Below are 26,038 nucleotides of genomic sequence, written 5' to 3' on the forward strand. Positions count from 1 at the left end.
TCCCTCACTCTCCGAGGAGCGTGTCCACGAAGACCTCGGGGTCGAACGGGGCCAGGTCGTCGGGTCCCTCACCGAGGCCGACCAGCTTGACCGGGACCCCCAGCTCGCGCTGGACGGAGATGATGATGCCGCCCTTGGCGGTGCCGTCGAGCTTGGTCAGGGCGATGCCGGTGATGTTGACGACCTCGGCGAACACCTGCGCCTGACGCATGCCGTTCTGACCCGTGGTGGCGTCGAGGACGAGCAGGACCTCGTCGACCGTGGCCTTCTTCTCGATGACGCGCTTGACCTTGCCGAGCTCGTCCATCAGACCGGTCTTGGTGTGCAGCCGCCCCGCGGTGTCGACGATCACCACGTCGGCCTTCTCCGCGATGCCCTCGGCGACGGCGTCGAAGGCGACGGAGGCGGGGTCGCCGCCCTCGGGCCCGCGTACGACCGCGGCTCCGACACGATTCCCCCAGGTCTGCAGCTGGTCGGCGGCGGCGGCGCGGAAGGTGTCGGCGGCGCCCAGCACGACCTTGCCTCCGTCGCCGATGAGGACGCGCGCCAGCTTGCCGGTGGTGGTGGTCTTGCCGGTGCCGTTCACACCGACCACGAGGACCACCGCGGGACGCTCGCCGTGCGGCGTGACGTGCAGCGTGCGGTCCATGTCGACGCCGATCTGGACGAGCAGCTGCTCCCTGAGCAGCGCCCGCGCCTCCTGCGGCGTCCGGCTGCCCAGCACCTTCACCCGGGTGCGCAACTCGTCGACCATCGCCCGGGTCGGCGCCACGCCGACGTCGGCGGTGATCAGGGTCTCCTCGATCTCGTCCCAGGTCTCGTCGTCGAGACGGTCGCGGGAGAGCAGCTCGAGGAGCCCCTTGCCCAGCGTGCTCTGCGACCTGGCCAGCCGGGCGCGGAGCCGTGCCATCCGTCCCGCCGACGGCGGAGGAATCTCGATCACCGGCGCGACGACGGTGACCTCCGGCTCGACCGGCCTGGCGGGCGGCGGCACGGTGGTCGTCGTCGTGTCGTCGTCCACGACCGAGCCCCGGCCGGGGGCCTTCGTCTCCTCGGGGATCGACGGCGCCTCCGGCGGCCGGACCGGCGGCGGCGCGGTCTTACCCCCTGACCTGAACAGCAGGAGCATGCCGCCGGCCGCCAGCAGGGCGATGACGACGATGATCGCGATTATGCCGAGATAGGCTTCCACAAGACCACAGTTTTCCAGACGCCCCGGGATGCTCCGACACCCCGGTGCTCGTGGACGTGGTCGAGGCATCGAGGCTTGAGCGACTCGGGAGGCCGGGAGCCGGGCTTCGCCCGTCGGGGGCGTGCCGGCCTCAGCAGGGCGTCAGGATCGGCCGGACTCCGCGAGCAGATGCACGACACCGGCCGGGTTCTTGATCCAGTGGGTTCTGGAGTCGAGGTTCTCCAGGGGCTCCACCTCGTCACACGGGTGGATGCCGATGCCGGCCAGCTTCCTCGTCGCCGCGTCCAGGTCGTCGGTGTGGAGTTGCAGCCACAGGTCGGGCCGACTGTAGTTGTCGACGCAGTCGAGCCACAGCGTGTTGGCACCGAACCGCACCGAATGGGTTCTCGAGACGGTCGGAGCGTAGGGGACGTCGTCCTCTTCGACGTCGAAGCCCAGAGTGTCGCGGTAGAAAGCCACCGTGGCCTCGTACTGCGCCTTGGGGATCTTCATGGCGATGTTCAGGCCGGCTGTGAATTCGGGCTTGCTCATTCTCGCGGGACTCCTTGGTTCGTGGCGGTGGTGTCCAGTGCGCGTTCCAGCGCGACCAGCCGGTCATCCCACCTGTGGGCGAGCCTGGCCAGCCACACCTGGGCCGTGTGAATGGCGGCCGGTTCCAGCCGGTAGGGATGGCGACGGCCGGTCGGTTCGCCGGAGCTGATCAGGCCCGCTTCGGCGAGCTGGCCGAGATGCTTGGCGATCGCCTGGCGGCTGACCGGCAACCGCCGCGCCAGATCGGTGACGGTCGCGGGACCCGCCCGGGCGAGCTCCTCCAGCAGCGCCCGCCGCGTCGGATCGGTGAGTGCCGCGAACACCGCGACGGCCTGCCGTTCCGCGTCAGGCGGCCGCATCGAGGTAGGTCTCCAGGTCGACGAGCTCCGTGTCCCATCCTTGGCTGTTGGCCTTGTGGGCGGATCGGGCCACATCGTCGGCGGCCTGGGTGAACCCGCTCTCCACAAGGCGTAGCCGAGTGCCGTCCGGTACCGGCTCCAGGGTGAAGTCCACGAGTGTCCGGGGTGTGCCGTGCCCCGGCAGGCCCTCGACGGCCCACCTGAAGGCGAAACGGTGCGGTGGGTCGACCACGGCGATCGTGGCGACGGATTCCTGGTCGAGGTCGTCCCAACGGAAGAACGCTCGCCCGCCGGGCCGCAGATCTATCTCCGCTGCCGAGCCGAACCATCGCGAGAGCCCTTCCGCGGTGGTCAGCGCGGCCCACACCCGCTCGACGGGGTGTCGCAGTATCACCACACGTTCGATCTCGTCCGGAACCATACCCCTCCTTCGCAACCTGTAGGTTGCCATTAAATGGCAACCTACAGGTTGCGATCGTTGCCCGCAAGCCACCTCCGCCCCCAAGGGGCGGTTCAACACCGAGGCAGTGCTCGACGCCGAGACGCGCGGAGCGTGTGGGGGCCGTGCGAAGCGCGTTCCTACGACAGGCGCTGCCGGCCGATCAGCACGGCGACCCCGTCCAACAGGATTCGCAGGCCGCTCTCGAAGAACCCGGTCAGGTCGAAGGTCGCGGGCGCCACGTGCGCGGGGAGGGCGCCGGAGGGCAGGCCGGCACGGAACCTCGGCAGGTAGGCCGAATACCACTCCCCGGTGGACAGGCCCGTATGCCGCTCCGATTCGGCCTGCGGCTCCAGGTTCGTGGCCGTCCCCCGGACGTAGTTGGACACCGCCCACCACACGAGCCTGCCGGCATCCGGCTCGATCCCCAGTTCGCGCACGACGCCCATCCCCCAGTCCCCGTATCTGAGCATGTTGGGCATGGGCTGCGGGTGGGTGAGCGAGACGAGCCGGGGCAGCCAGGGATGCCGCAGGTAGAGTCGCCACTGCAGGCGGGCCGCGAGTTCCAGCCGCGCTCGCCAGCCCGCCGGAGGTGTCGCCGGAAGCTCCAGCTCGCCGAACGCGGTGTCGACCATGAGAGCGGCCAACTCCTCCTTGCCGCGCACGTACCCGTACAGCGACATGGTGGGGATGCCGAGCGCGGTCGCGACGCTGCGGATGGACACCGCGTCGAACCCCTGGGCATCCGCGATGGCGATCGCCGTACGGACCATCCGCTCCCGCCTGTCGTCGTGGACGGTCGCAGAGGCGGGCCGTCGCCTTTCCTTCCGTTGCGGGGCGCCCGGCACGCGGGAGGGCGGAAACGAGCCGGGCGCGGGCTCCGCCACGACGGTGCCGACGCGGGAGATGGCCACCACCACTCCCTCCTGCCGCAGCGTGTTCAGCGCCTTGGCGGCAGTCGCGGGGGCCACCCCCCACTGCTCGGCAACCTGCCTGGTGGAGGGAACGCGGTCGCCTGCACGCAGCTCGCCGGCCTCGACGCGCCGCTTGATCTCACTGACGATCCGCAGGTACGGCGGCGCAGCGCCGGGCCGGTTCACGATCGATCGTCTCCTCACGCCGGAAGCGGCTGCTGTCCTAGTACAGAAAATGCGGCCATCCCCCGCGAAGAACGCCGTCACCTGCCTGGTGGAGGCGGTGAGAGCGATGAATTGTGTCCTAGTACAGGATCGATCGCCACCCATTGAACCGCTGATCCCCGCCTATACGCAGGGTACCGTCCCGGTCGTACGCCGTACCAACGGGAGGAAAGAACCATGCAGGACGCCACCAAAGACCGGCGCAACCGCTACTTCGAAGGCCACTTCGCCCCTGTCAAGGAGGAGGTCACCGTCTACGACCTGCCCGTGACCGGCCGTCTGCCCGCAGACCTGGAAGGCCGCTACCTCCGGATGGGGCCCAACCCGCTGGGCGTGGAAGATCCCGCCACCCACTTCTACGCCTTCGGCGCCGGCATGGTGCACGGCGTCCGCATCCGGGACGGCCGCGCCGAGTGGTACCGCAACCGCTGGGTCCGCTCGGCGGAGATCGCCGACGCCCTGGACAGGCTGCAGCGCGGGGAGGAGCCTCCCGCGTTCCTGCCTCCGTCCCCGAACGTCCACGTGATCGGCCACGCCGGCCGCACACTCGCCCTCATCGAGGCCGGCGGGCTCCCTCACGAGCTCGGCTACGAGCTGGACACGATCGGGGCGTGCCCGATGGCCGCCACGCCCGAGGGCTCCAGCGCCAACGCGCACTCCAAGGTGGATCCGCGCACCGGTGACCTGCACTCCCTGGCCTATGCGATCGGACGGCCGTTCGCGCAGTACATCGTCACCGACCCCGCCGGCACGGTCACCCGTGTGACGGACGTTCCACTGTCCGGTGAGACCCCGTTCCTGCACGACTTCGCGCTCTCGGAGAACTACGTCATCGTGTTCGACATCCCGCTGACGTTCAGCATGACAGCGATGCTGTTCCGATGGGATCCCGAGCACCAGGCGCGCGTCGGCGTGCTCCCCAGGACGGGCGGTGACATCCGCTGGCTGCCGGTCGAGTCCTTCTATGTCAGCCACATACTCAACGCCTACGACGACGGCTCCACGATCACGGTCGACCTGATCAGATCCGAAGGGCCGGTCGACGTCGCCGATCCGGGCGCGATCTCGCCCACGCTCGACCGCTGGACCATCGATCCGGCAAGCGGCAGGGTGGACCAGCACCGCATCGACGACCGGGCTCAGGACTTCCCCCGTGTGAACGACGCGTTCGCCTCGCGCCCGCACCGCTACGGCTACTCCGCGGTGAGCCCGATCTACGGCGTGCCGTTCACACCTGACGGCCCGCACCCCGACGAGGCGTTCACCAACGCACTCGTCAAGCACGACCTGCGGCGTGGCACGACGGAGGTGCACGGTTTCGCACGCGACGCCGCCGTCGGGGAAGCGGCGTTCGTCGCCAACCCGTCCGGTCGCGGCGAGGAGGACGACGGCTACCTGATGGCCTATGTCGCCGACCCCGAGCGAGGCGCCTCCGACCTGGTGATCCTGTCGGCCCAGGACTTCACGGGACCGCCCGTGGCCCGCATCCACCTGCCCGTGCGCGTCCCGCTCGGTTTCCACGGAAACTGGATCCCCGACGCCTGAAACCGAGCGGCGAACGCCTCGGTGAGTTCGCGCCGAGCCGGAGTACGCGAACCATGCCGGCAAGCCCAGGCCGGCCCGCCGGGTAGCGTCGTGGGCCGCCCGCCGCCGAACGGCACGACTGGATCCGCCAACCGTCGACAACGCTACAAATCCATACGATCACACTGCGGCATCACGGGCACAGGCTCGCGAACCGCACGCTCAGACGGACTCCCTCAGGCGCTGGCTGATGACCTGGGTGACGCCGTCCCCGCGCATCGACACCCCGTACAGCGCGTCGGCGATCTCCATGGTGCGCTTCTGGTGGGTGATGATGATGATCTGCGAGGTCTGCCTGAGCTCCTCGAAGAGGGTGAGCAGGCGCTGGGTGTTGGTGTCGTCCAGCGCGGCCTCGACCTCGTCCATCACGTAGAACGGCGAGGGGCGCGCCTTGAAGATGGACACGAGGAACGCCACCGCCGTCAGCGACCGCTCGCCGCCCGACAGCAGCGAGAGCCGCTTCACCTTCTTGCCCGGCGGCCTCGCCTCGACCTCGACGCCGGTGGTGAGCATGTTCTCCGGATCGGTGAGCAGCAGCCTGCCCTCACCGCCGGGGAACACCCGTGTGAAGATCGTCTCGAACTCGCGGGCCACGTCCGCGAAAGCTGCGCCGAAGACCTGCTCGACCCGGTCGTCGACCTCCTTGACCACGAGCAACAGGTCGCGGCGGGTCTTCTTGAGATCCTCCAGCTGCGAGGTGAGGAACGAGTGCCGCTCCTCGAGCGCCGCGAACTCCTCAAGCGCGAGCGGGTTGACCTTGCCGAGCTGGGACATCTGGCGGTCGGCCGCCCTGGCCCGCTTGAGCTGCTCGTCGCGGTCGTAGGGAACGGGGTCGCCGTCGGCCGTCGGAACCGGCTCGCCGGGGCCGTACTCGGCGATGAGGGTGTCGGCCTCGACGCCGTACTCCTCCACCGCCCGCCCCTCCAGCTGCTCCAGGCGGAGCCGCTGCTCGGTGCGGGCCACCTCGCTGCCGTGCGCCCGGTTGACCAGTTTGTCCAGCTCGCCGGAGAGCTCCCTGACCCGGATCCGCACGGCCTTGAGCGAGGCGTCGATCTGCCCGCGCGCGAGCTCCGCCTCGTCGCGCTCGCCCGCGGCGGCCTCCAGCGAGGTCTCCAGCGCGCGCAGCGCCAGCTCGGCGCCCCGGACGACCGCCTGGGCCGTCCCTGCCTGCCTGCGCCGCCACTCGCGGCGCTCGGCCGCCCTGGAGCGCTCCTCGCGCTCACGCTCGGCGGCGCGCGTCAGCTCCTCGGCCCTGCCCTCGATGCCCCTGACCCGCTCCTCCGCCGTCCGCACCGCGAGGCGGAGCTCCATCTCGTCCTGTCTCGCCGTCGCGCAGATCTCGGCGAGCTCGTCACGAAGGTCGGTGCTGGGCTCGATCTCCAGCTCCTCGGCGCCGTCGGCCGCGGCGAGCCGCTCCTCCAGCTCCGCGAGACCCGCCGCGTCGCGGTCGCGCGCCTCCTCGGCGGCCCGTACGCCCCCGGCCAGGCGTTCGCACTCGTCGCGGGCCGCCTTGGCGGCGGCGCCCAGCTGGGCGAGCCGCCTCGCCACCGCGGCGACCTTCTGGTCCGCCTCGCGTTGCCTCGCCCTCACCCGGTCCAGCGCGGCCTGCGCCGCGTTCACCCCCGCCTGCGCGTTCTGCACGCCCGTCTGCGCTTCGGCGACCCGCGCCTGTGCGGCCTCGACCGCGAGCTGCGCCTCCGCCTCGGCCTCCGCGGTCTCCTCCAGCTCCGTTCCCGCCAGCTCGGCGGCGACCCTGGCCCGGGCGAGGTCCGCGGCGGCCTCGTCGAGGGCGGCCCGCATCTGGAGCGCGGAGGTGCCGCCCCCGGAGCCGCCGCGGGCGGTGTGGGATCCCAGGAGATCACCGGCGCGGGTGACGGCCCGCAGCTCGGGACCCTGCTCGACCGCCTTGCTCGCGGTCGCGAGGTCGTCCACGACCAGCACCCCCGCGAGCAGGTGGGCGGCGGCGGCCCGCAGCTCGGGGGAGACCGTGACCAGGTCGATCGCCCACTCGGCTCCGGTCACCGGCACCGGCCCCGGCGAGCCCGACGTGACCTCCCCCGCCCCGCCGGAGGCGATGACGAGGGTGGCGTGGCCTCCTTCGTGGCCCCTGAGGAACTCGATGGCGTCGGCGGCGCTACGCAGTGAGTCGACGGCGACGGCCTCGGCCGCGGCCCCGAGCACCGCGGCGACGGCCACCTCCGCGCCCGGGCGCACGGACAGCATGGTCGCCACCGGGCCGAGCACCCCGGCCAGGTCGGCGGCGAGCAACGCGGCACCACCGTCGGCACCACCGGCCAGGCCCATCTCCAGCGCCTCGAACCTCGCCCCGAGGGCCGCCACCTCGCGCTGTGCCCGCTGGTCGGCCTCGCGTGCGGCGGTGAGGGCGGCCCTGGCGGCGCCGAGCGCGGAGTTCGGGCCCGCGACGGCCGCCTTCGCCTCCTCGACGCCGGCCCTGGCCGACTCGACGGACTCCCTCGCCTGCTCGACCGTCTCCAGGGCGATCTCCAGCTCCTCGGCGAGAGCGGGGTCGGCGGACGGCTCGGCGCGCTCCTGGCCCTCGTGCTCGGCCTGGGCCTCCTCGGCGCGCTGCTCGGCCTCCCGCAGCGAGTTTCTCAGCCTGCCGATCTCCTCCTCCGCGGCCCCCGCCCGGCTGCGCGCGGCCCCGACCTGCCCCCGCAGCCTGGCCAGGCCCTCGCGCCGGTCGGCGGCGGCCCTCGCCTCGGCGGCGAGTCTCCGCTCCTCGGCGGCGAGCGCGGCCTCGGTCTCGGCGCGTCTGGCCACCGCCTCGGCGAGCGACTCCCGCTCCCCTTCGAGCAACTCGGCCAGGACCCGCTCCTGTTCGCGGACCTCCTCGGCCTCGCGCTCGAAGTCCTCGGGGTCGCGCCCGCGCCGCTCCACGGCGGTCTCGGTGGCGTGCCGGTGCCTCTCGGCGGCGAGCCCCGCCAGACCCCTTAGGCGCTCGCGCAGGGAGGAGAGCCGGAAGAACGTCTCCTGGGCCGCGGCGAGGCGCGGCTGCGCCTCGGCCTCGGCGGACTCCAGCTCCGACTCGGCGACCTGGCCCTGCTCCAGCTCGGTCTCCACCTCGGCGCGGCGGGTGCGGACGGCCTCCTCGTCGGCCATCTCCCGTTCAAGGGTGGTCCGCAGGGTGAGCACGTCGTCGGCGAGCAGCCGGAGCCTGGCGTCACGCAGGTCGGCCTGGATGACGGCGGCCTTACGGGCGATCTCGGCCTGGCGGCCCAGCGGTTTGAGCTGGCGGCGCAGCTCGGTGGTGAGGTCCTGGACGCGGGTCATGTTGGCCTGCATCGCGTCGAGCTTCCGCAGCGCCTTCTCCTTGCGCTTGCGGTGCTTCAGGACACCCGCGGCCTCCTCGATGAACGCCCTGCGCTCCTCGGGTCCCGCGTGCAGCACCTGGTCGAGCTGGCCCTGCCCGACGATGACGTGCATCTCGCGGCCGATGCCGGAGTCCGACAGCAGCTCCTGGATGTCGAGCAGGCGGCAGGTGTCACCGTTGATCGCGTACTCGCTCTGGCCCGCCCGGAACATCAGGCGGCTGATCGTCACCTCGGTGTAGTCGATCGGGAGCATGCCGTCGGTGTTGTCGATGGTCAGCGTGACCTCGGCGCGTCCCAGCGGCGCTCGCGAGGAGGTGCCGGCGAAGATGACGTCCTCCATCTTGCCGCCGCGCAGCGACTTGGCGCTGTGCTCGCCCATGACCCAGGCCAGGGCGTCGACCACGTTGGACTTGCCGGATCCGTTGGGGCCCACGACGGCGGTGATGCCCGGCTCGAACCGGAGCGTGGTGGCCGAGGCGAAGGACTTGAACCCGCGCAGGGTGAGGGTCTTGAGATACAACGAACCCCCCATTCATGGCGCGGCCGCGCCGACCGGCGTGTCACGCGCCGCGTCCCGGGCGCCGGTGAACGCGTCCGCCCCTGTCAGACCACTGCCGGAGCACTGCCAGAGCACTGTCGGAGCACTGCCGGCCGACTGTCGGCCCACTGCCGCGGTCACGCGGGAAGACTACCGTTCTTCACCCGCACCCGCCCGCGCACCGCCTATCGTGCCCTGCATGGACGCGGAACGCGGCGGGGACGAGGCTCCATCCCACCCATCGGGCGACAGGGGACATCTCGGGCGACGTGCCTTCCTGGTGGGCGGCGGGCTGGCCGCCCTCGGCCTCGGTGGCGCCGCCCTGGCGGCCGGCCCCGACGGCATCCGGGGCGCGTACGCCCAGATCGTCTGCGGCGCGGTTCCCGAGCCCCCGGTGACCTCTCCTGGAACGCTCCAACGCAGCCGGGTCGACCGGCGACGGGTGATCATAGGGCTGCCGCCGGGGGCCGAGGACGGGCTCCCCGCGGTGATCATGCTGCACGGGGCCGCGGGTGACGCGCGCACGCCGTTCGACGTGTACGCGATCGACCGTTACCTGGCCGCGGGAGGCGGGCGCTTCGCGGTGGTCTCCATCGACGACTGGCCCTCCGCCGACATTCCCGGCACGCTACTGCCGTACCTGAACACGAACGGGATGGACACCACGAGGATCGGGCTGATGGGGTGGTCGTCGGGCGGCGCCGGGGCGCTGAGGCTCGCCGCGGAGCTCGGTCCCGAGCAGGTGGCCGCGGTGGTCGCGGCGTCGCCGACGGTGAGCGCGGCGCAGGCGCCGCTGCGTGAGCTCGTGGACATCCCGGTCTGGCTGGGCTGCGGTGAGCGCGACGCGTGGGCCAGGCAGACCCAGACCATGCTGAAGGGCCTGAAGGCGCTGGGTGCCACCGCCGAAGGCGGCATCACAGAAGGGTGCCAGGACACGGCCTACCGCCGCAGGGTGTTACCCGAGCAGCTTGCCTTCCTGGCACGACACATACAGCGCACGTAACGGATGTGACGTGCGTACCGCTATGACAAGGGACGCCCCGACGAGGCGTCCCTGTACAGTGTTGTTCCGCCCCGGCCCCCGTTAGGTGAGGGCCGGCTCACGATCCTGCAGACGGTTGAACTCCTCATCGCGGGTGTTGGCCGCGAGTTCGTCGTTCTGGGCCTGGAGCCGGGTGAGCTCTCCCTCGAGATCACGGATGCGCTGCTGGAGGCGACGCATTTCCGAAACCATACGAGGGTCGGGACCGCCGACGTGGCCGAGTAGAGCCTTCGCCATAGTAAAGGGTCCTCCACGCTGAGTGACCAGACTGGTTCGCGCACTTCTTTGCCGCGGGAGGGGTGCGCGTGGTTCTTTATCAAGAGTCGCACCGGTGAGGGAGACGGTCAAGCTGAACGCTCCAGGTGGATGCACCAGTAGGCACTCTCGACAGTCAACTATACCTCATTTTGGGCGGTTTGGGGAAGCGGTCAGCGCTCGACAAAACCTTCGACACCGCCCTTGGTCTCACTCCAGCGTTCGACGACTCCGGCGACCTGGCCGGGAGTCTCACCGCCCCTGAGGAGCTCGAGCAGCCTGGCACACGATTTCTCCGGGCCCTGCGCGACCACCTCGACCCGGCCGTCCTCGGTGTTGCGCGCCCAGCCGACCAGGCCGAGCTCAAGCGCCCGCGCACGCGTCCACCAGCGAAAACCCACCCCCTGCACCCGGCCCCTCACCCAGGCGGTGAGCCGTACCTCCGTCATGCCGCGACCTTCCTGGGCCTGGGCTGGCAGCGGGGGCAACTGTAGGAGGAACGGTTCATGAACGATTCGCGGACGATCGGGGAACCGCACCTGGAGCAGGGTTCGTCGCGCCGACCGTAAACCGCGAGGGAACGGTCGAAATAACCGCTCTCCCCGTTGACATTCACGTAAAGACTGTCGAAGGATGTGCCGCCCTCCGACAGGGCCGCGGCCATCACCCCCCGGGCGGCGGCCAGCAACTCGGCCACCTTCGGTCCGGTCAGCGTCGCGGTGGGACGGGCGCCGTGCAGCCTGGCCCGCCACAGGGCCTCGTCGGCGTAGATGTTGCCGACACCGCTGATCAGCGACTGGTCCAGGAGCGCCCGCTTGACCTCGGTCTGCCTGGCGCGCAGCCGGTGGGCGAACCCGTCGTCGTCGAAGTGCCTCTCGAACGGGTCGGCCGCGATGTGCGCGATCGGCTCGGGCACCGCCCGGCCGCCGGCCTGGGTCATCCCGGTCACCAGCACGTGGCCGAAGGTCCGCTGGTCGACGAAGCGCAGCTCGGGACCGCCGTCGGCGAAGCCGATCCTGACGCGCAGATGCTTCTCCGGCGCCGAGTCCGGCTCCACGACGAGCAGCTGACCGCTCATCCCGAGGTGGGCGAGGATCGCGTCCGAGCCGCCCAGGGGCAGCCACAGGTATTTGCCCCTGCGCTCGGCGGGGCCGATCGTGCGGCCCTCCATCCGGGCGGAGAACTCCGCGGCGCCGGGGACGTGCCGCCTGATCGCCCTCGGGTGGAGCACCTCGGCACGGGCGACGACCCGGCCGGAGACCCACCGCTCCAGGCCGCGGCGTACCACCTCGACCTCGGGCAGCTCGGGCATGCGTCCCTCCTCTGGCGACGGATCAGCCGACGGATCGGCTGGCCTCGCGCCGCTCGCGGTCCTCGCGGATGCGGTTCCAGGCGGCCTCCGCGGCCTGCTGCTCGGCTTCCTTCTTCGAGCGCCCCGCCCCCGAGCCGTACCCCTCGCCACCGACGCGGACGACCGCGGTGAAGGACTTGGCGTGGTCGGGACCGCTCTCCTCGACATGGTATTCGGGCACGCCGAGCGACTCGGACGCGGTGAGCTCCTGCAGGGAGGTCTTCCAGTCGAGCCCGGCGCCGAGCGAGGCGGAGCGGGTGATGAGGGGGTCGAAGAGCAGGTGGACGACGCGGAACGCCTCGTCCAGCCCCCTGTTCACGTAGACCGCGCCGATGAGCGCCTCAAGGGTGTCGGCGAGGATCGAGGACTTGTCGCGCCCTCCGGTGCCCTCCTCGCCCCGGCCGAGCCGCAGGAATCGGCCCAGCCCCAGGGTGCGGGCCACGTCGGCGAGGGCGCGCATGTTGACCACCGCGGCCCTGAGCTTGGCGAGCTGCCCCTCGGGCAGGTCGGGGTGGTTGCGGTAAAGGGTGTCGGTGACGACGAGGCCCAGCACCGAGTCTCCGAGGAACTCCAGGCGCTCGTTGGTCGGCAGGCCGCCGTTCTCGTACGCGTAGGAGCGGTGCGTCAGCGCCCGCTCCAGGATCGCGACGTCGAGGCGCACCAGAAGGAGGCGCTCCAGCTCTTCCTTGACGAACTCCACGGCGACAGGCTTGACGCTTGTACCCACGACTTCTCCTCGCACGTTCTCTCAGCGAATGCGCGATGGCGAAGGTAGGGAAAGGAAGATGCCCGAAGATGTGGTGGGCGCCGGGAGGGCACGCGTTCTACCGCGAACCCCGGCGTCCACCACAGCCGCGGGCGAACCGCCATCGCAGAGGGCGCAGACGTTGACACCGACCGGGACCCGTGGCGGGCCCGGTCGGCATCCGTCGGTCAGAATGCGATCAGGCGGAGGGCTCGATCACCTGACGGCGGTTGTAAGTGCCGCAGGTCGGACACGCCACGTGCGGACGCTTCGGCGAGCGGCACTGGGGGCAGCTCACGAGCGAAACCGCGGCGGCCTTCCACTGCGACCTGCGGGAGCGAGTATTGCTCCGCGACATCTTGCGCTTGGGGACAGCCACGTCAGCTCTCCTGATCGTTGTTATGTTCCGGAACCAGACCTTGCAGCTTCGCCCAGCGGGCGTCGATCACCTCGTGGCCGTGGTCAGGCTCGGCATCGGCCAGCCTGACACCGCACTCCACGCAGAGCCCGGCGCAGTCTTCACCGCAGACCGGGCTCAACGGCAGTGTGAGCACCACCGCGTCGCGAAACACGGGTTCGAGGTCGAGAAGCTCACCGTCGAGAAGCGAGTCACCCTCGGCAGCATCCTCTGCCGAGTAGAAGAACAGCTCCTGGAAGTCCACCTCGCTGCGCGAGATGACCGGTTCCAGGCAGCGTGCGCACTCCCCCCGCAGCGGGGCTTGCGCAGTGCCCGTGACGAGCACACCCTCCATGACCGCCTCAAGCCGGATGTCCAGCTCGACGTCGGCGTCCTTGGGGACGCCGATCATGTCGACGCCGATGTCCGCCGGTGCCGGGAGCGCGAGATTCATCCGGCGCATCGACCCCGGTCGCCGCCCAAGATCATGGGTGGAGATCACCCATGGGGCGCGGGGGTCAAGGTGCTGAGTCATTTCGCTCTCGTTAGGCATGGCGCATCATCGCCGTCGTGCAAGGCCGAAACAAGAGAATAGCAGGACCTAGCCCCTGAGCCGTTCGACCAGGAGTTCCTGTACGAGATCGGGAACCAGCCCGGCCACGTCCCCGCCGTACTTGACGATCTCCTTGATGCGGCTGGACGACAGGAACGAGACCTCGGGCCCGGTGGCCATGAACAGGGTCTCCACCCCGGACATCCGGTAGTTGAGCTGCGCCATCTGGAGCTCGTAGTCGAAGTCGCTCACCGCGCGCAGGCCCTTCACGATGGCGGGGATCTCCTGCTGCCTGCAGTAGTCGACCAGGAGCCCGTGGAATTTGTCCACGCGGACGTTCCCGTACTCCTTGGTGACCGTCTGGAGGGTCTGGATGCGTTCCTCCACCGTGAAGAGGCTCTTCTTCTCGATGTTGATCAGTACGGCCACGACGACCTCGTCGTACTGCCGGGAAGCCCGGCCGATGATGTCCAGATGACCGTTCGTGACGGGATCGAAGGATCCCGGACAGACAACGCGACGCAAGGTGGACCCCCTGCTCTAAGGATTCCCGGCGGCGCGACCGTACCAAACGGACGCTTCGCCGTAACGACGGACCCTCTCCTCTTCGTACCCCGCGGGCCAGACCAGACCCTTCCCCCTGCTCTCCCGCTCCACCGCGACCAGCGCGTCCTCGGCCAGCCAGCCCCGGTCGCGCAGAGACACGAGCATCGCGTCCACCTCCTCGCCGGCCAGCGCGTACGGCGGGTCGGCGAAGACGAGGTCGTACGGCCTCCCGGCGCCCCCTGTGTCTTCTGCGTCTCCGGCGTCTCCGGCGTCTCCGGCGTCTCGGGTGCCCCCCGGGCCCCTCGCCAGCAGGCGCTCCACCCTGTCGGCGGCGACCTCGGCCCCCGGCAGTCCCAGCGAGGCGATGTTCTGCCTGATCGTCCGGATCGCCTTCGCGTCCGACTCCACGAGGAGCGCGTGATGCGCTCCCCTGGAGAGCGCCTCAAGCCCGAGCGCCCCCGAGCCCGCGTAGAGGTCGAGCACCCGGCACCCCTCCAGCGGGCCGATCAGCGACCCCACGGTGGAGAAGATCCCCTCCCTCGCCCGGTCACTGGTGGGGCGGGTCCCCCGCCCCGGTGGCACGGCCAGCCGCCGTCCTCCTGCGCTTCCCGCGATGACTCGGCTCACCCGGCCATCCTCTCAGTGCCGTCCGCGCCGTCGTCCACGCCGCGGGCGCAGCGGCGCCGCACGCACCCCGGCGTGTCGCGACGCATCACATAACCGCAGGTCAAAAGGGTCCTGATAGGTGATCTAGGTCAAGAGTGGGCAAGGAGTGGCGACGAAAGCGTAAGGGTCGTTCCGTCCGGTGCCGGTCCCTTGCATGATGATTCCTGCGGCCTCCAAGTGACCCAGGGGGAGGCCGACCGGCGTGATCGTGAGCCCTTCCGCACGCCGGTGCTCTCGGCACCTGACCCGGGAGTGGGCCCAAGCGGGGACGGCATTCGGGGGGAGGCCGTCCCCGCAGTTGGGCACAGGGGCCGGTGAACGCCCCCGGTCCCGAGAAGAACCCGCGGACACCTCGTCACCCGCCCCATCAGGTCTTCTCCAGATATTCCGCGCGCTCGTCCGCGAGGAGCCTGTCGATCTCGGCGCGGAGCACGGGATGGCCGTCGAGCTCGGGGTCGGCCTCCAGCATCGCCTCGGTGTCCAGGCGCGCGGCGTGGATGACGTCCTCGTCACGCAGCAGCCTGAGCATCTTCAGCGACGATCTGCGCCCCGACTGGGCCACACCGAGCACATCACCCTCCCTGCGCTGTTCCAGGTCGACACGGGACAGCTCGAAGCCGTCCAGGGTGGCCGCCACCGCGTCGAGCCGTGCCCTGGCGGGCGTGCCCCCCGGAGAGTCGGTCACCAGCAGGCACAGGCCGGGCAGCCCGCCGCGCCCGACCCGGCCGCGGAGCTGGTGGAGCTGGGAGACGCCGAAGCGGTCGGCGTCCATGATGACCATGACCGAGGAGTTGGGGACGTCGACGCCGACCTCGATGACCGTGGTCGCCACCAGCACGTCGATCTCCCCCCTGGTGAAGGCCTTCATCACCGCCTCCTTCTCCTCGGGCGGCAGCTTGCCGTGCAGCACCTCCGTACGCAGCCCGTGCAGCGGCCCGTCGGAGAGCGTCTCGGCCACGTCGAGCACCGCGAGCGGCGGTCTGCGCTCGTCGTCGGCCTTCGACATGTCGCCCTCGTCGCCCTCCAGGTCGCCGATGCGCGGGCACACGACGTATGCCTGGCGGCCCAGCTCGATCTCCTCGCGCAGCCGCGTCCAGGCCCGGTCGAGAAAGTGCGGCTTCTCCGCGGCGGGGACCACGTGCGTGGTGATCGGAGCACGGCCGGAGGGCAGCTGGGAGAGCGTGGAGACCGTGAGGTCGCCGAAGACGGTCATCGCGACGGTGCGCGGGATGGGCGTGGCGGTCATCACGAGCACGTGCGGGCGGCCGCCCCCGGCCTTCTCGCGGAGCGCGTCGCGCTGCTCGACGCCGAACCGGTGCTGCTCGTCGACCACGACCAGGCCGAGGTCGGCGAACTGGACGCGCTCCTGCAGGACCGCGTGGGTGCCGACGACGATGCCCGCCGCGCCGGAGGCCGCGTCGAGCATGGCCGAGCGGCGGGCCGCGGCGCCCAGAGAGCCGGTCAGCAGGGCGACCGCGGTGCCGCCGAACATGCCGCCGGTGGCCAGGTCTCCGAGCATGGCCGAGATCGACCGGTGATGCTGCTGCGCGAGCACCTCGGTGGGTGCCAGCAGCACGGCCTGCCCCCCGGCGTCGACCACCTGGAGCATCGCGCGCAGCGCGACGATGGTCTTGCCCGCGCCGACCTCGCCCTGGAGCAGCCGGTGCATGGGGTGGGGCAGCGCCAGGTCGGCCGCGATCTCCTCGCCCACCTCGCGCTGCCCCTCGGTGAGCTCGAACGGCAGCCGCCCGTCGAAGTCGGCGAGCAGCCCGCCCGAGATCGCGGGCCGGGGCGTGGCGGGCCAGGAGGCCGCGGCCATCCGGCGCTGCAGCAGCACCGCCTGGAGCAGGAACGCCTCGTCGAACCTGAGCCGTTTGCGCGCCCTGGCCACGTCGGCGTGGTCGCGGGGGCGATGGATCGCGAGCAGCGCCTCCGACAGGCCGGGGAGCCGGTGCCGGGCGCGCAGCTCCGCGGGGAGCGAGTCGTCGAGCTCGCCCATCGTGTCGAGGACGACACCCAGTGCCCTGCGGATCGCCCAGGGCGTCACGTCCTTGCCCGCCGGGTAGATCGGCACGAGCGCGGCGGCGAACTCCTCCGCGCCCGCCTCGCTCTCCTCGATCATCTCGAACTCGGGGTGGGAGAGCTGCCACTTGCGCTTCTCGCCCTGGCCGAAGGCGCCGACCTTCCCCGCGAACATGCCACGCCTGCCCGGCTTCAGCCGCGTCTCCGCGATGTGGGACGTCTTGCCGAAGAACGAGAGATAGATCTTGCTGCCCCGGGCGTCGGCGACCTCGACCTCCAGCCAGGTGCCGCCCTTGTTGCGCATCGGCCTGCGCATGGCCCTGGTGACCTCTCCCACCACGGTGACGTGGTCGTCGACCCGAAGATCGTCGAGATCGGTCAGCTCGCCCCGTTCGGCGTAGCGCCGCGGGTAGTGCCGCAGCAGGTCGCCGACGGTGCGCAGGTCGAGAACGCTCTCCAGCAGCTTGGCCGTCTTGGGGTCAAGCGCCTTCGCCAGCGGCTCGTCGAAGCTCGTCACCCCCGTTTTCTACCGTGTCGAGGCGACAGAATTCACCCGCCACGACGTACCCGGGCACCCGGCGCCGTCTCACTCCACGCCGATGAGCAGCGGGTAGCCGCCCTGCCCGCCCTCGTAGCGGACCACCTCGATGTCCGGCCTGGTCTCGGCCAGATGCTCGGCCACGGCGCGGGCGAGCCCCTCCGGCGCGTCGGCCCCCTCCAGGACGGTCACCAGCTCACTGCTCGACGAGACCATGCGGCGTACGACCTCCAGCGCGGTCGCCACCAGGTCCGTGCCGATCAGCGCGGCGTCGCCGTCGACCACCCCCAGGACGTCGCCGGGCGAGGTCAGGCCCGCGCTCGTCATCACCTCGCGGTCGGCCACCCAGACGTGCCCGTGGCGGGTGTGCGCGGCGGCCTCGGTCATCGCCACCACGTCGTCGTCGAAGCGGCGCAGCGGGTCGTGGACGGCGAGCGCCGACAGGCCCTGCACCGAGGCCCTGGTCGGGAGTACGCCGACCACCAGGCCCTCCTCTCTCGCGACCTCCGCCGCGGCGGCCGCGACCTCGCGCGTCCCGCTGTCGTTGGGCAGCACCACGACCTCGGAGCCCGCCTCGCGGATGGCGGCGAGCACCGTCGCCAGCGGAGGACTCGATCCGGGCTCGCGCCGGACGACCACGGCCCCGGCCTCCTCGAACACCGCCGCCAGCGCGGGTCCCGCGGCCACCGCGACCACGCCCCTGCCCCGCGCGGCCGGATGGATCCTGCCCGAGCCGACCAGGTACGTCACCTTGATCCGGTGGGGACGGCCCAGCCTCGTCGCCGCCTCGATCGCCGCGCCGGCGTCGTTCACGTGGACGTGGACGTTCCACAGGCCGTCCCCGCCCACGATCACCAGCGAGTCGCCGAGCGCGTCGAGCTCCTCGCGCAGCGCGGCGACCTCCTCCTGGCCGGCGTCCAGCAGATACATGACCTCGTAGCCGGGCCCGTCTTCGCCCTCCCCCGCCGCGGTCTCGGGGACGACCCGGTGTGCCGGAGCCGGGATGTCCACCCGCCCGGTGTAGGAGTCGGTGACGACGGCGGCGAGGCTCTCCAGGATGATCGTCAGACCGGCGCCGCCCGCGTCGACCACCCCGCCGCGGGCCAGCACGTCGAGTTGCCCGGTGGTACGGCCGAGCGCGGAGCGCGCCTCCCCCGCCGCTCTCCTCGCGACCGAGGCGAGGTCCTCCCGCCCGTCGCGCACCGCCGTCGCCACGGCCGCCAGGACGCTCAGGATCGTGCCCTCGACCGGTCTGGAGACCGCGGCCCGGGCGAGTTCGGCGGCTCTGACCAGGCCCCGCCCGAGGTCCGCGCCGCGTCCCTCGGCCTCCCTGAGCACCTCGGCGAGGCCGCGCAGCGCCTGGCTGACGATCACCCCCGAGTTGCCCCGGGCGCCGAGCAGCGCCCCCTGCGCGAACGCCCGCCAGGTGGCCTCGGCACCGGCGTCGGCAGGCAGCCCGTCGAGCGCCTCCGCGGCGGAGAGCATGGTCAGGTGCAGGTTGGTGCCGGTGTCGCCGTCGGGTACCGGGAAGACGTTGAGCGCGTCGATCTCCTCGCGCGCCCTTCCCAGCGTCTCCGCCGCGAGCCGTGACCACCTGCGCACCGCGGGCGGGTCGAGAACCTGCAGCATTCCTGCCCTCCTGCTCTCCCACACCTGCTCACGCCCGTCCTGGAACGCGCCGACCGCCCCCTGGAGGTCGGAAGGCGGCCGATGTCCCGGCGCGAAACCCGCTTCTGCTCGCGCTCGTCCCGTGATGCGCTACGGTTGCCTCCGGAGATTATCCCCGTTCGACCGTTCGCCGCGGTTCGCGTTCGCGTGCAGGGCCGGACATCGGATATCCTCGTGTGGCCAGCCGGCCGTCCCGGCGTGCCCGATGATCGCCGCCAGTGCGGCGGATCGAGCCTCTCGACTGATATAAGGAGCGAACCGTGGCTTCCGTCTGCGACGTTTGCGCTAAGAAGCCGACCTTCGGCAACAACGTCTCCCACTCGCACCGCCGCACCCGCCGCCGCTGGAACCCCAACATCCAGCCCGTGCGCGCAGTGGTGAACGGCACGCCGAAGCGGCTGAACGTGTGCACCTCCTGCATCAAGGCCGGCAAGGTCACCCGCTAGCCAGACCTTCGCGAAGCCCGCCGCCCTCTCGACAGGGCGGCGGGCTTCGTCGTTCCCCGAGGGTTTCCCTCCCGTTCACGAGGTCCCTCCGATCCGGGCCCGCCCGTCCGGGGAACGCCCTGCCCCGGAAGCCGCCCCGCTTCCGAGGTCGTCCCCGTGTGAAAGGGCGTGGGGGTCCGTGAGGGTCAGGGGGAGACGCGCAGCCGCCAGGCGTGGTCCACGGGGCCGATGCCCGCTCCCAGCGGGAAACCGTGCGCGATCGCGCCGGTGACGTACGCCTTCGCCTTCTCCACGGCGGCCGGGACGTCCTCGCCGAGGGCGAGGTGGGAGGCGATCGCGGAGGCCAGCGTGCAGCCCGTGCCGTGGGTGTGCCGGTTGTCGTGGCGCTCCGCGCCGAAGCGGAACTCCCGGGTGCCGTCGGTCAGCAGGTCGATCGGGGCGCCCGGCAGGTGGCCTCCCTTGATGAGCGCCCACCTCGGCCCGAACTCCAGGACCGCGTCCGCGGCCCGGCGCAGGTCGGCCTCGTCCTCGACCTTCATCCCGGTGAGCTGCAGGACCTCCCACAGGTTGGGGGTGACCACCGTGGCCGTGGGCAGCAGGCGCGACTTCACCGTCTCCACGGCCTCGGGGGCGAGGAGCGCGTCGCCGTGCTTGGAGACCCCGACGGGGTCGACCACGACGGGCACGTCCAGCCTCGCCAGTACTTCGGCCACCGTCTCCACGAGTACGGGCGAGGCGAGCATGCCGGTCTTGACCGCCTGTGCCCCGATGTCACCGAGCACCGAGTCGAGCTGGGCACGTACCGCCTCGGGAGGAAGCTCCCAGTAGCCCTGCACGCCCATCGAGTTCTGCGCGGTCACCGCGGCGATCACACTCATGCCGTGTACGCCGAGGGCCAGCATGGTCTTCAGGTCGGCCTGGATGCCCGCGCCGCCTCCGGAGTCGGAGCCGGCGACGGTCAGCACGCGAGGGGGAGTCAAAACGGTCATGTTTCCCATCCAACCAGTCGCATCCGACCGGCGTCGTCCACCCGCGTGCCTCTGGACGTCGATGTCCGGCCCGATGACTCGTCGCCCACCGACGAGCCCGCCCCCGAGCCCCTCGTCGTCCACGCGGCGTCGCTCCGGCCGCGAAGCGCTCCCCTGGCCTTTCCCGTCCCCGGCGCGGGACCTCTCGACGCCGCTTCCCGAGACGACGCCGCTTCCCGAGACAGGGACGCCTCCCCCCGGAGGTTCTCGCCGCTCCAGAGCCCTCTGAGCGGCTCTCTGCCGGTTTACGGGGGAAACAGGATCCTTGACCGTCTACGGCTTCATTGGGGCCGTGTGGGCGGTTTGGAGGGCTGTGTCGTGAGCGCCCCCGGTCAGGCGACGGAGCACTCTCCCTGCTCGCTCCAGCAGCTCGCCGGGATCTCCGCGTCCCCGCTCGCGGTGAAGGTGACGACGAATCTCTCACCGGCCCTCAGGTTCTTCCGCGACTCGATCACCAGGTCGCCGTCGACCTGCTCCCAGCCGGCTCCCCGCACCGAGGAGATCTCACCGCTGACCGGCAGGCTCACCGTCAGGTTCGCGACGTTCTCGTTCGCGGCGACCACGAGTTCGACGGTGTAGGTCCGCGAGCTCTCCCGCACCACGCCGGCGCCGACCGTGATCGCGGCGCCCCCCGCGGACGGGGGCGCGACGAAGGTCGTCTCACTGGGCGCGGGATCGGGTCCGGCGCTGCTCAGGGGCTGCTCGGCGGGGGCCGGCGTCTGTTCGCCGACGACGAGGGGCTCGGGGGCGGAGCCGGGCTCGTCGGTGGGTGACGAGTCGTCGGGCCGGGCGTCGACGTCCAGGGGCGCGCGGGTGGCCTTCGGCGTCGGCGTGGGCCGTGGGGTGGAGGTGGTGCCCCCGTCTCCCCTGCGGGGGGAGGGCCGGTCAGGTGCGGCCGTGGGCCTCGCCTTCTCGTCCTCGGGCTCCGGAGTCTCGTCGCCCGGCTCCGCGGGTTCGTCCTCCGGCGCCGGTTCCTCGGTGGGCTCCTCGGCGAGGCCGGTGTCGTCCGCCTCCGGTAGCGGCTGGTTCGACGCCGCGACGCAGCCGGCGGGCGGGCAGTCGGCGGGGCTCTCCGAACCGGCCAGGGCCCGGACGCCGACCACGGTCCCGCCCAGCACCACGGCCACCGCGGCGACGATCAGCAGTGCCTTCCTGACCCGTCCGCCGGATCCCTCTTCGTCCTCGGGCCACGGGTCGAGCGCGGTGGAGGTCGCTGACGTCGCTGCCGTGTCGGACGGCTCGGACTCCGAGGTCCATCCCGATCCCAGGAAACCCGTCCGGGTCTCGGCGCTCACCGACTCCTCGGGACGGAGCCGGCGCCCGAGCGGCTCGTCCCTGGGACCCGGTTCCGGAGTGGGCTCCGGCCTGCGTTTACCCCGGTTCGGGAGAGCCTCTTCCCCGTTCGCGCCGTGGCGGCCCATGTGGCCCCTTTCTCGAGGGAATCTCGACCGCCCATCTTCATACCAGTTAGATAACCGTTTGTCGCAATTTTCACAAACATCACAGGAAGTGGTACATGTCACTCCCGGAAGTGATCCCAGCCTCCGTGATCAAGAAGAAGGCCCTTGACCTGCACACCTTCCCCCTCGACGACGTGACCCACCACGTTCCAGCCCTCCGGGAGCCCCAGGTGAGCGGGGAAGGTCGCGGCGAGGGCGTGGTCGTCGCCGCCGGAGAGAATCCACTCCAGCGGATCGACGCCGAGCAGCCGGGCGGCCTCCCGCATCACCGGCGGGACGGCGAACGCCTCCGGGTCGAGGACGAGCGCGGTCCCGGCCGCCGCCGCCACGTGGCCGAGATCCTGGAGCAGGCCGTCGCTCACGTCGAGCATCGCGGTCGCGCCGAGCGCGGCGGCCTCCGGGCCGCGTGCGTAGGGGGGCAGCGGGCGGCGGTGGGCGTCGATCAACTCCGTCGGTCCCGTCGATCCCGCGCGAAGCAGCGCGAGCCCGGCCGCGGCGTACCCGAGGCGGCCCGCGAAGGCGACCACGTCACCGGGACGGGCCCCCGAGCGCGTGACCGGTGCCCGGCCGCCCAGGTCGCCGAGAGCGGTGACGGCGACCACGACGAGGTCGCAGCGGGTGATGTCGCCGCCCGCCACCGCGGCGCCGACGAGATCACACTCGTCGCGGAAGCCGTCGGTGAGGTCGTCCAGCCAGCCGGTGGTGGCGTCGGCGGGCAGTCCGAGACCGACGACGAGACCGGTGGGGTCGGCCCCCATCGCCACGACGTCGGAGAGATTCTGCGCGGCGGCCTTGCGGCCGATGTCGTAGCCACTGGACCAATCGCGGCGGAAGTGCCTACCCTCAATCAACAGGTCGGTCGTGACGACGACCCGTCCGTCGGGAGCGCTCACCACCGCGGCGTCGTCCCCAGGACCGAGCAACACGGCCCTACCTCGTGGCAAACGTCCGGCAATACGTGCAACAACCCCGAATTCGCCGAGATCTCCGACTGTGATGACGCACCTCCCGTTCATCACAGGGTACGGTGGCCCTTCGGCACTGATCCAATCGCCCGGGAGGTCGCTATGGTGCAGGCCTACATCCTTATCCAGACCGAGGTCGGCAAGGCCGCGAACGTGGCGTCGGAGATCTCCGGTATCTCAGGTGTCACCCAGGCGGAGGACGTCACCGGGCCGTACGACGTCATCGTGCGCGCCGAGGCCCGCAACGTCGACGAGCTGGGCAAGCTCGTGGTGGCCCAGATCCAGGGTGTGGAGGGGATCACGCGTACGCTGACGTGTCCCATCGTCCACATCTGAGTTCGCGAATCGAGCCGGCGCCCGGTCTTACGTCCGGGTTCCCGGCTCCCGCATCCGACCCATGGAACGTGACATGCCACTGCGGTTCGCCCGCCGGACGGCGTGCGCCTGCGCCCTGCTGATCCTGGCGGGCTGCGGCGGCGCCGTCCGGGTCGAGCCTCCGACTCCCGAGGGGCCGGCCGCCGCCGCCTGCCAGGCGCTCGCCGAGCGGCTCCCGCGCACGCTCGACGGCGCGGACCGTACGGAGTCCACCCCCGCCTCCCCCTACGTCGCCGTGTGGGGGGAGGCGCGCATCGCGCTGCGCTGCGGGGTGCCGCGACCGGTGACGATGTCACCGACCGACCAGGTGCCCGAGATCGACGGGGTGGCGTGGTACGCCGACCCGGCCAGGCCGACGCTGTTCACCGCGATCGGCAGGGAGGCCTACGTCGAGGTGACGATCGCGCGGGAGCACACCCCGCAGAACGTGCTGATCGACCTCGCGGCCCCCATCAAGAGCGCCCTACCGCAGACCGGGTGAGCGTTCGAGCGCGAGCCGGATCAGCCGGTCGACCAGCTCGGCGTAGGGCACCCCGGTGGCGGCCCACAGCTGCGGCGCGACCGACATCGAGGTGAACCCCGGCATGGTGTTGATCTCGTTGACGATCAACCGCCCGTCGGGGGTGAAGAAGAAGTCGACCCGGGACAGGCCCTCGCAGCCCAGCGCCTCGAAGGCGCGGACGGCCATCGCACGCAGCTCCTCCGCGGTCTCCTGGGGGATGTCGGCGGGCACGGACAGCGACATGTCGTCCCCGAGGTACTTGGCCTCGAAGTCGAAGAACTCGTGGTCGCCGTGGACCAGCACCTCGCCGGGCAGGCTCGCCCTGGGCGCCTCGTCGCCCGGCGACTCCAGCACCGCGCACTCGATCTCGCGGCCCGTGACGGCGGCCTCGACCAGCACCTTGGGGTCGTGCTCGCGGGCGAACTCGATCGCCCGCTCCAGCTCCTCCAGGTTGGCGGCCTTGGAGATGCCCTGGCTGGACCCGGCGCGCGCGGGCTTGACGAAGACCGGCCAGCCGAGCTCCTGGACCTCCTTGAGGACCCGGCCGCGGTCGGTCCGCCAGTCGCGGTCGCGGATCGTGACGTACGGGCCGACGGGCAGGCCCGCGGCGGCGAGCACCAGCTTCATGTAGGACTTGTCCATGCCGACCGAGCTCGCCAGCACCCCGGAGCCGACGTAGCGGACCCCCGCCATCTCCAGCAGCCCCTGGATCGTGCCGTCCTCGGCGAAGGGGCCGTGCATCACGGGAAAGACGACGTCGACCTGGCCGAGCTCGACGGGAATGCTGCCGGGGTCGTACGCCACCAGCGAGCCGCCGCCCGCCGTCGACGCGGCGAGCGCGAGGGTCGCCCCCGCCGCGTCGACGGCGGGCAGCTCACCGCTGTCGATCTCGTAGCGCTGCTCCCCCGAGGCGAGCACCCACCGGCCGTCCTGGGCGATCCCGATGGGGACCACCTCGTACTTGGATCTGTCGATGGCCTCCAGCACGCTTCCCGCCCCGAGAATGGAGACGGCGTGCTCGGAATTGCGACCGCCGAAGACGACGGCGACCCTCGGTAGAGGTTCGTGCTGCTCACTCATGATGACCGAATCTACCCCCTGTTAGGGGGCAATCCAGCTGTTAGACGCGCCTACCTACCCGATGTGGGTAATGAGTCGAGCGCCTTGGTCACGTCCATGATCAGATCCTCGGCGTCCTCCAGCCCGATGGAGAAGCGGACCGCCGCCGCGTCGACCCCGGATCCCTCACCGAGCCGCCCGTGGGCGGCCGAGGCCACGTGCGCGGCCTTGGTGCGTGTCCCTCCGGCGGAGGTGGCGATCGGGACGAGCTTGAGCGCGTCGGCGAGGGCCACCCCCGCGTCGTAGCCGCCGCGCGGGGTGATCGTCACGCAGGCGCCGTATCTCGTGCCCTCGGGGCCTGAGTCGAACAGGTGCCTGGCGAGCTGGTGGCCGGGGTGTCCCGGCAGTCCCGGGTAGTCGACCCGGCGCACGGCGGGATGCTTGGCCACGGCGGCGGCGAAGACCATCGCGGTGGAGCACATCCGGCGGACCCGCAGCGTCAGGGTCTCCAGACCTCGGCGGAGCAGGAACGCGTCGTCGGGGGAAAGGGTGCCCCCGGTGTCGATCCTGACCTCGCGCAGCTGGGCGATGAGGTCGGGACGGCCCACCGCCACACCTCCGGCGCAGTCGTCGTGGCCGCCGAGATACTTGGTCGCGGAGTGGATCACCAGGTCGGCGCCGTGTTCGAGGGGACGGCACACGATCGGGGTCGCGAAGGTGGAGTCGACCACCAGCAGCGCCCCGGCGGCGCGGGCGATCCGGTAGAGGCCCCGGATGTCGGAGACGGCCATGGTGGGGTTGGACAGCGTCTCCGCATAGATGATCTTCGTGTTGGGTTTGATCGCCGCCCGCACCCGGGACAGCTCGCCGTAGTCGACGAAGTCCGCGCCGACCCCGAACCTGGCCAGCACGTTCGTGATCAGCGAGTGGGTCCCGCCGTACAGCGGGGTGGGGGCCACGATGTGCGCACCCGCGCGCAGGAACGTCATCAGGACCGCGTTGACCGCGGCCATCCCCGAGGCGAACGCCTGGCCCGCCACGTCCTCGGGCGCCGCGGCGCCCTCCAGGGAGGCCACCGCCGAGGCGAAGGAGGCCGTGGTGGGGTTGTCGGCCAGGCCGTAGGCGTATCCGGGACTTTTGTCGTCGAACGCCTCGGCGTACTCGGCGGAGTCACCGAAGTGCCACGCGGAACTGCGCCACACGGGAGGGCCGAGCGGGTCCTGCGGCGGCGGCTCGGGAGCGGGCAGGTGCACCGACCGGGTGTTCTCGCCCTTGCGTCTGCGCATCCGTCTGTTCATCGACCACG

At 71.3% G+C, this 26,038-nt stretch carries 26 protein-coding genes; 5 read left to right on the forward strand and 21 right to left on the reverse strand.

All coding sequences use genetic code 11. The annotated features are described in order from the left end of the window. Positions 1 to 4: 4 nt before the first annotated feature. From ftsY to ABT352_RS35160, 5 genes are all read right to left on the reverse strand, one after another. Positions 5 to 1,192, reverse strand: a complete 1,188-nt coding sequence (ftsY, locus tag ABT352_RS35140) for a signal recognition particle-docking protein FtsY (RefSeq protein ID WP_350949338.1) — start codon at positions 1,190 to 1,192, stop codon at positions 5 to 7. Positions 1,193 to 1,333: 141 nt separating this feature from the next. Next, a complete protein-coding gene (locus ABT352_RS35145) occupies positions 1,334 to 1,723 on the reverse strand; it encodes a VOC family protein (RefSeq protein WP_350949339.1) in 390 nt (129 codons plus the stop codon). Continuing rightward, positions 1,720 to 2,082: an ArsR/SmtB family transcription factor gene (locus ABT352_RS35150; protein ID WP_350949340.1), complete on the reverse strand. Its 363-nt coding sequence runs from the start codon at positions 2,080 to 2,082 to the stop codon at positions 1,720 to 1,722. Before ABT352_RS35150 ends, ABT352_RS35145 begins: the two co-directional genes overlap by 4 nt. After that, complete coding sequence (locus ABT352_RS35155) at positions 2,069 to 2,503, reverse strand: SRPBCC domain-containing protein (RefSeq protein WP_350949341.1); 435 nt, start codon at positions 2,501 to 2,503, stop codon at positions 2,069 to 2,071. The genes ABT352_RS35150 and ABT352_RS35155 overlap by 14 nt, the downstream gene beginning before the upstream one ends. A 158-nt stretch (positions 2,504 to 2,661) precedes the next feature. Beyond that, positions 2,662 to 3,621 carry a GntR family transcriptional regulator gene (locus ABT352_RS35160; RefSeq protein ID WP_350949342.1) on the reverse strand — a complete coding sequence of 320 codons (960 nt, stop codon included), beginning with the start codon at positions 3,619 to 3,621 and terminating at the stop codon, positions 2,662 to 2,664. A 216-nt stretch (positions 3,622 to 3,837) separates the two neighbouring features. Here ABT352_RS35160 and ABT352_RS35165 point away from each other — a divergent pair, with 216 nt between their 5' ends. After that, complete coding sequence (locus ABT352_RS35165) at positions 3,838 to 5,205, forward strand: carotenoid oxygenase family protein (protein WP_350949343.1); 1,368 nt, start codon at positions 3,838 to 3,840, stop codon at positions 5,203 to 5,205. 201 nt (positions 5,206 to 5,406) lie between these two features. On the opposite strand, the gene smc is transcribed toward ABT352_RS35165, so the two are convergent. Continuing rightward, on the reverse strand, positions 5,407 to 9,096 hold the full coding sequence (gene smc / locus ABT352_RS35170; protein ID WP_350949344.1) for a chromosome segregation protein SMC: 3,690 nt from the start codon (positions 9,094 to 9,096) through the stop codon (positions 5,407 to 5,409). 217 nt (positions 9,097 to 9,313) lie between these two features. On the opposite strand from smc, the gene ABT352_RS35175 reads away from it, so the two are divergent. After that, positions 9,314 to 10,117 (forward strand): alpha/beta hydrolase-fold protein, encoded by an 804-nt coding sequence (locus ABT352_RS35175; protein WP_350949345.1) that lies wholly within the window; start codon positions 9,314 to 9,316, stop codon positions 10,115 to 10,117. 81 nt (positions 10,118 to 10,198) lie between these two features. Here the strand turns inward: ABT352_RS35175 and ABT352_RS35180 are convergent, their stop codons facing one another. From ABT352_RS35180 to ABT352_RS35225, 10 genes are all read right to left on the reverse strand, one after another. Further along, entirely contained in the window at positions 10,199 to 10,393 is a 195-nt protein-coding gene (locus ABT352_RS35180; RefSeq protein WP_089213397.1) for a hypothetical protein, read from the reverse strand. Positions 10,394 to 10,584: 191 nt separating this feature from the next. Then, positions 10,585 to 10,860 carry an acylphosphatase gene (locus tag ABT352_RS35185; RefSeq protein ID WP_350949346.1) on the reverse strand — a complete coding sequence of 92 codons (276 nt, stop codon included), beginning with the start codon at positions 10,858 to 10,860 and terminating at the stop codon, positions 10,585 to 10,587. Continuing rightward, a complete protein-coding gene (gene mutM / locus ABT352_RS35190) occupies positions 10,857 to 11,723 on the reverse strand; it encodes a bifunctional DNA-formamidopyrimidine glycosylase/DNA-(apurinic or apyrimidinic site) lyase (RefSeq protein ID WP_350949347.1) in 867 nt (288 codons plus the stop codon). The genes ABT352_RS35185 and mutM overlap by 4 nt, the downstream gene beginning before the upstream one ends. Before the next feature lie 22 nt (positions 11,724 to 11,745). Continuing rightward, the gene (gene rnc / locus ABT352_RS35195; protein ID WP_350949372.1) at positions 11,746 to 12,462 is read right to left on the reverse strand and encodes a ribonuclease III; all 717 of its coding nucleotides are present in this window, start codon (positions 12,460 to 12,462) and stop codon (positions 11,746 to 11,748) included. A gap of 244 nt (positions 12,463 to 12,706) precedes the next feature. After that, positions 12,707 to 12,886: a 50S ribosomal protein L32 gene (gene rpmF / locus ABT352_RS35200; RefSeq protein ID WP_012894381.1), complete on the reverse strand. Its 180-nt coding sequence runs from the start codon at positions 12,884 to 12,886 to the stop codon at positions 12,707 to 12,709. A gap of 1 nt (position 12,887) precedes the next feature. Further along, positions 12,888 to 13,439: a YceD family protein gene (locus ABT352_RS35205; protein ID WP_350949348.1), complete on the reverse strand. Its 552-nt coding sequence runs from the start codon at positions 13,437 to 13,439 to the stop codon at positions 12,888 to 12,890. Between the two features lie 66 nt (positions 13,440 to 13,505). Beyond that, on the reverse strand, positions 13,506 to 13,982 hold the full coding sequence (coaD, locus tag ABT352_RS35210) for a pantetheine-phosphate adenylyltransferase (RefSeq protein WP_350949349.1): 477 nt from the start codon (positions 13,980 to 13,982) through the stop codon (positions 13,506 to 13,508). 15 nt (positions 13,983 to 13,997) lie between these two features. Then, the gene (locus ABT352_RS35215) at positions 13,998 to 14,630 is read right to left on the reverse strand and encodes an RsmD family RNA methyltransferase (RefSeq protein WP_350949350.1); all 633 of its coding nucleotides are present in this window, start codon (positions 14,628 to 14,630) and stop codon (positions 13,998 to 14,000) included. A gap of 406 nt (positions 14,631 to 15,036) precedes the next feature. Then, complete coding sequence (gene recG / locus ABT352_RS35220; RefSeq protein WP_350949351.1) at positions 15,037 to 17,208, reverse strand: ATP-dependent DNA helicase RecG; 2,172 nt, start codon at positions 17,206 to 17,208, stop codon at positions 15,037 to 15,039. A 69-nt stretch (positions 17,209 to 17,277) separates the two neighbouring features. Further along, the gene (locus ABT352_RS35225; RefSeq protein WP_350949352.1) at positions 17,278 to 18,858 is read right to left on the reverse strand and encodes a DAK2 domain-containing protein; all 1,581 of its coding nucleotides are present in this window, start codon (positions 18,856 to 18,858) and stop codon (positions 17,278 to 17,280) included. Positions 18,859 to 19,157: 299 nt separating this feature from the next. Between ABT352_RS35225 and rpmB the strand changes: the two genes are divergently transcribed. Beyond that, the gene (rpmB, locus tag ABT352_RS35230; protein WP_012894387.1) at positions 19,158 to 19,343 is read left to right on the forward strand and encodes a 50S ribosomal protein L28; all 186 of its coding nucleotides are present in this window, start codon (positions 19,158 to 19,160) and stop codon (positions 19,341 to 19,343) included. 185 nt (positions 19,344 to 19,528) lie between these two features. Here rpmB and thiD read toward each other — a convergent pair whose 3' ends face one another. From thiD to ABT352_RS35245, 3 genes are all read right to left on the reverse strand, one after another. Beyond that, on the reverse strand, positions 19,529 to 20,341 hold the full coding sequence (gene thiD, locus ABT352_RS35235) for a bifunctional hydroxymethylpyrimidine kinase/phosphomethylpyrimidine kinase (RefSeq protein ID WP_350949353.1): 813 nt from the start codon (positions 20,339 to 20,341) through the stop codon (positions 19,529 to 19,531). 362 nt (positions 20,342 to 20,703) lie between these two features. Next, complete coding sequence (locus tag ABT352_RS35240; protein ID WP_350949354.1) at positions 20,704 to 21,666, reverse strand: hypothetical protein; 963 nt, start codon at positions 21,664 to 21,666, stop codon at positions 20,704 to 20,706. Between the two features lie 224 nt (positions 21,667 to 21,890). Next, positions 21,891 to 22,847, reverse strand: coding sequence for a thiamine-phosphate kinase (locus ABT352_RS35245; RefSeq protein WP_350949355.1), 957 nt, complete (start codon positions 22,845 to 22,847; stop codon positions 21,891 to 21,893). A gap of 51 nt (positions 22,848 to 22,898) precedes the next feature. On the opposite strand from ABT352_RS35245, the gene ABT352_RS35250 reads away from it, so the two are divergent. Both ABT352_RS35250 and ABT352_RS35255 read left to right on the forward strand, forming a co-directional pair. Further along, on the forward strand, positions 22,899 to 23,132 hold the full coding sequence (locus tag ABT352_RS35250; RefSeq protein ID WP_350949356.1) for an Lrp/AsnC family transcriptional regulator: 234 nt from the start codon (positions 22,899 to 22,901) through the stop codon (positions 23,130 to 23,132). 73 nt (positions 23,133 to 23,205) lie between these two features. Continuing rightward, positions 23,206 to 23,652 carry a DUF3515 family protein gene (locus ABT352_RS35255; RefSeq protein WP_350949357.1) on the forward strand — a complete coding sequence of 149 codons (447 nt, stop codon included), beginning with the start codon at positions 23,206 to 23,208 and terminating at the stop codon, positions 23,650 to 23,652. Here the strand turns inward: ABT352_RS35255 and ABT352_RS35260 are convergent. Beyond that, entirely contained in the window at positions 23,635 to 24,753 is a 1,119-nt protein-coding gene (locus ABT352_RS35260; RefSeq protein ID WP_350949358.1) for a D-alanine--D-alanine ligase family protein, read from the reverse strand. The two genes, ABT352_RS35255 and ABT352_RS35260, sit on opposite strands and share 18 nt — an antisense overlap. 50 nt (positions 24,754 to 24,803) lie before the next feature. Beyond that, on the reverse strand, positions 24,804 to 26,018 hold the full coding sequence (locus ABT352_RS35265) for a trans-sulfuration enzyme family protein (RefSeq protein WP_350949359.1): 1,215 nt from the start codon (positions 26,016 to 26,018) through the stop codon (positions 24,804 to 24,806). Positions 26,019 to 26,038 lie beyond the last annotated feature (20 nt).

This window comes from Streptosporangium sp. NPDC000563 (genome assembly GCF_040299985.1).
In the GTDB taxonomy this organism is placed as follows: Bacteria; Actinomycetota; Actinomycetes; order Streptosporangiales; family Streptosporangiaceae; genus Streptosporangium.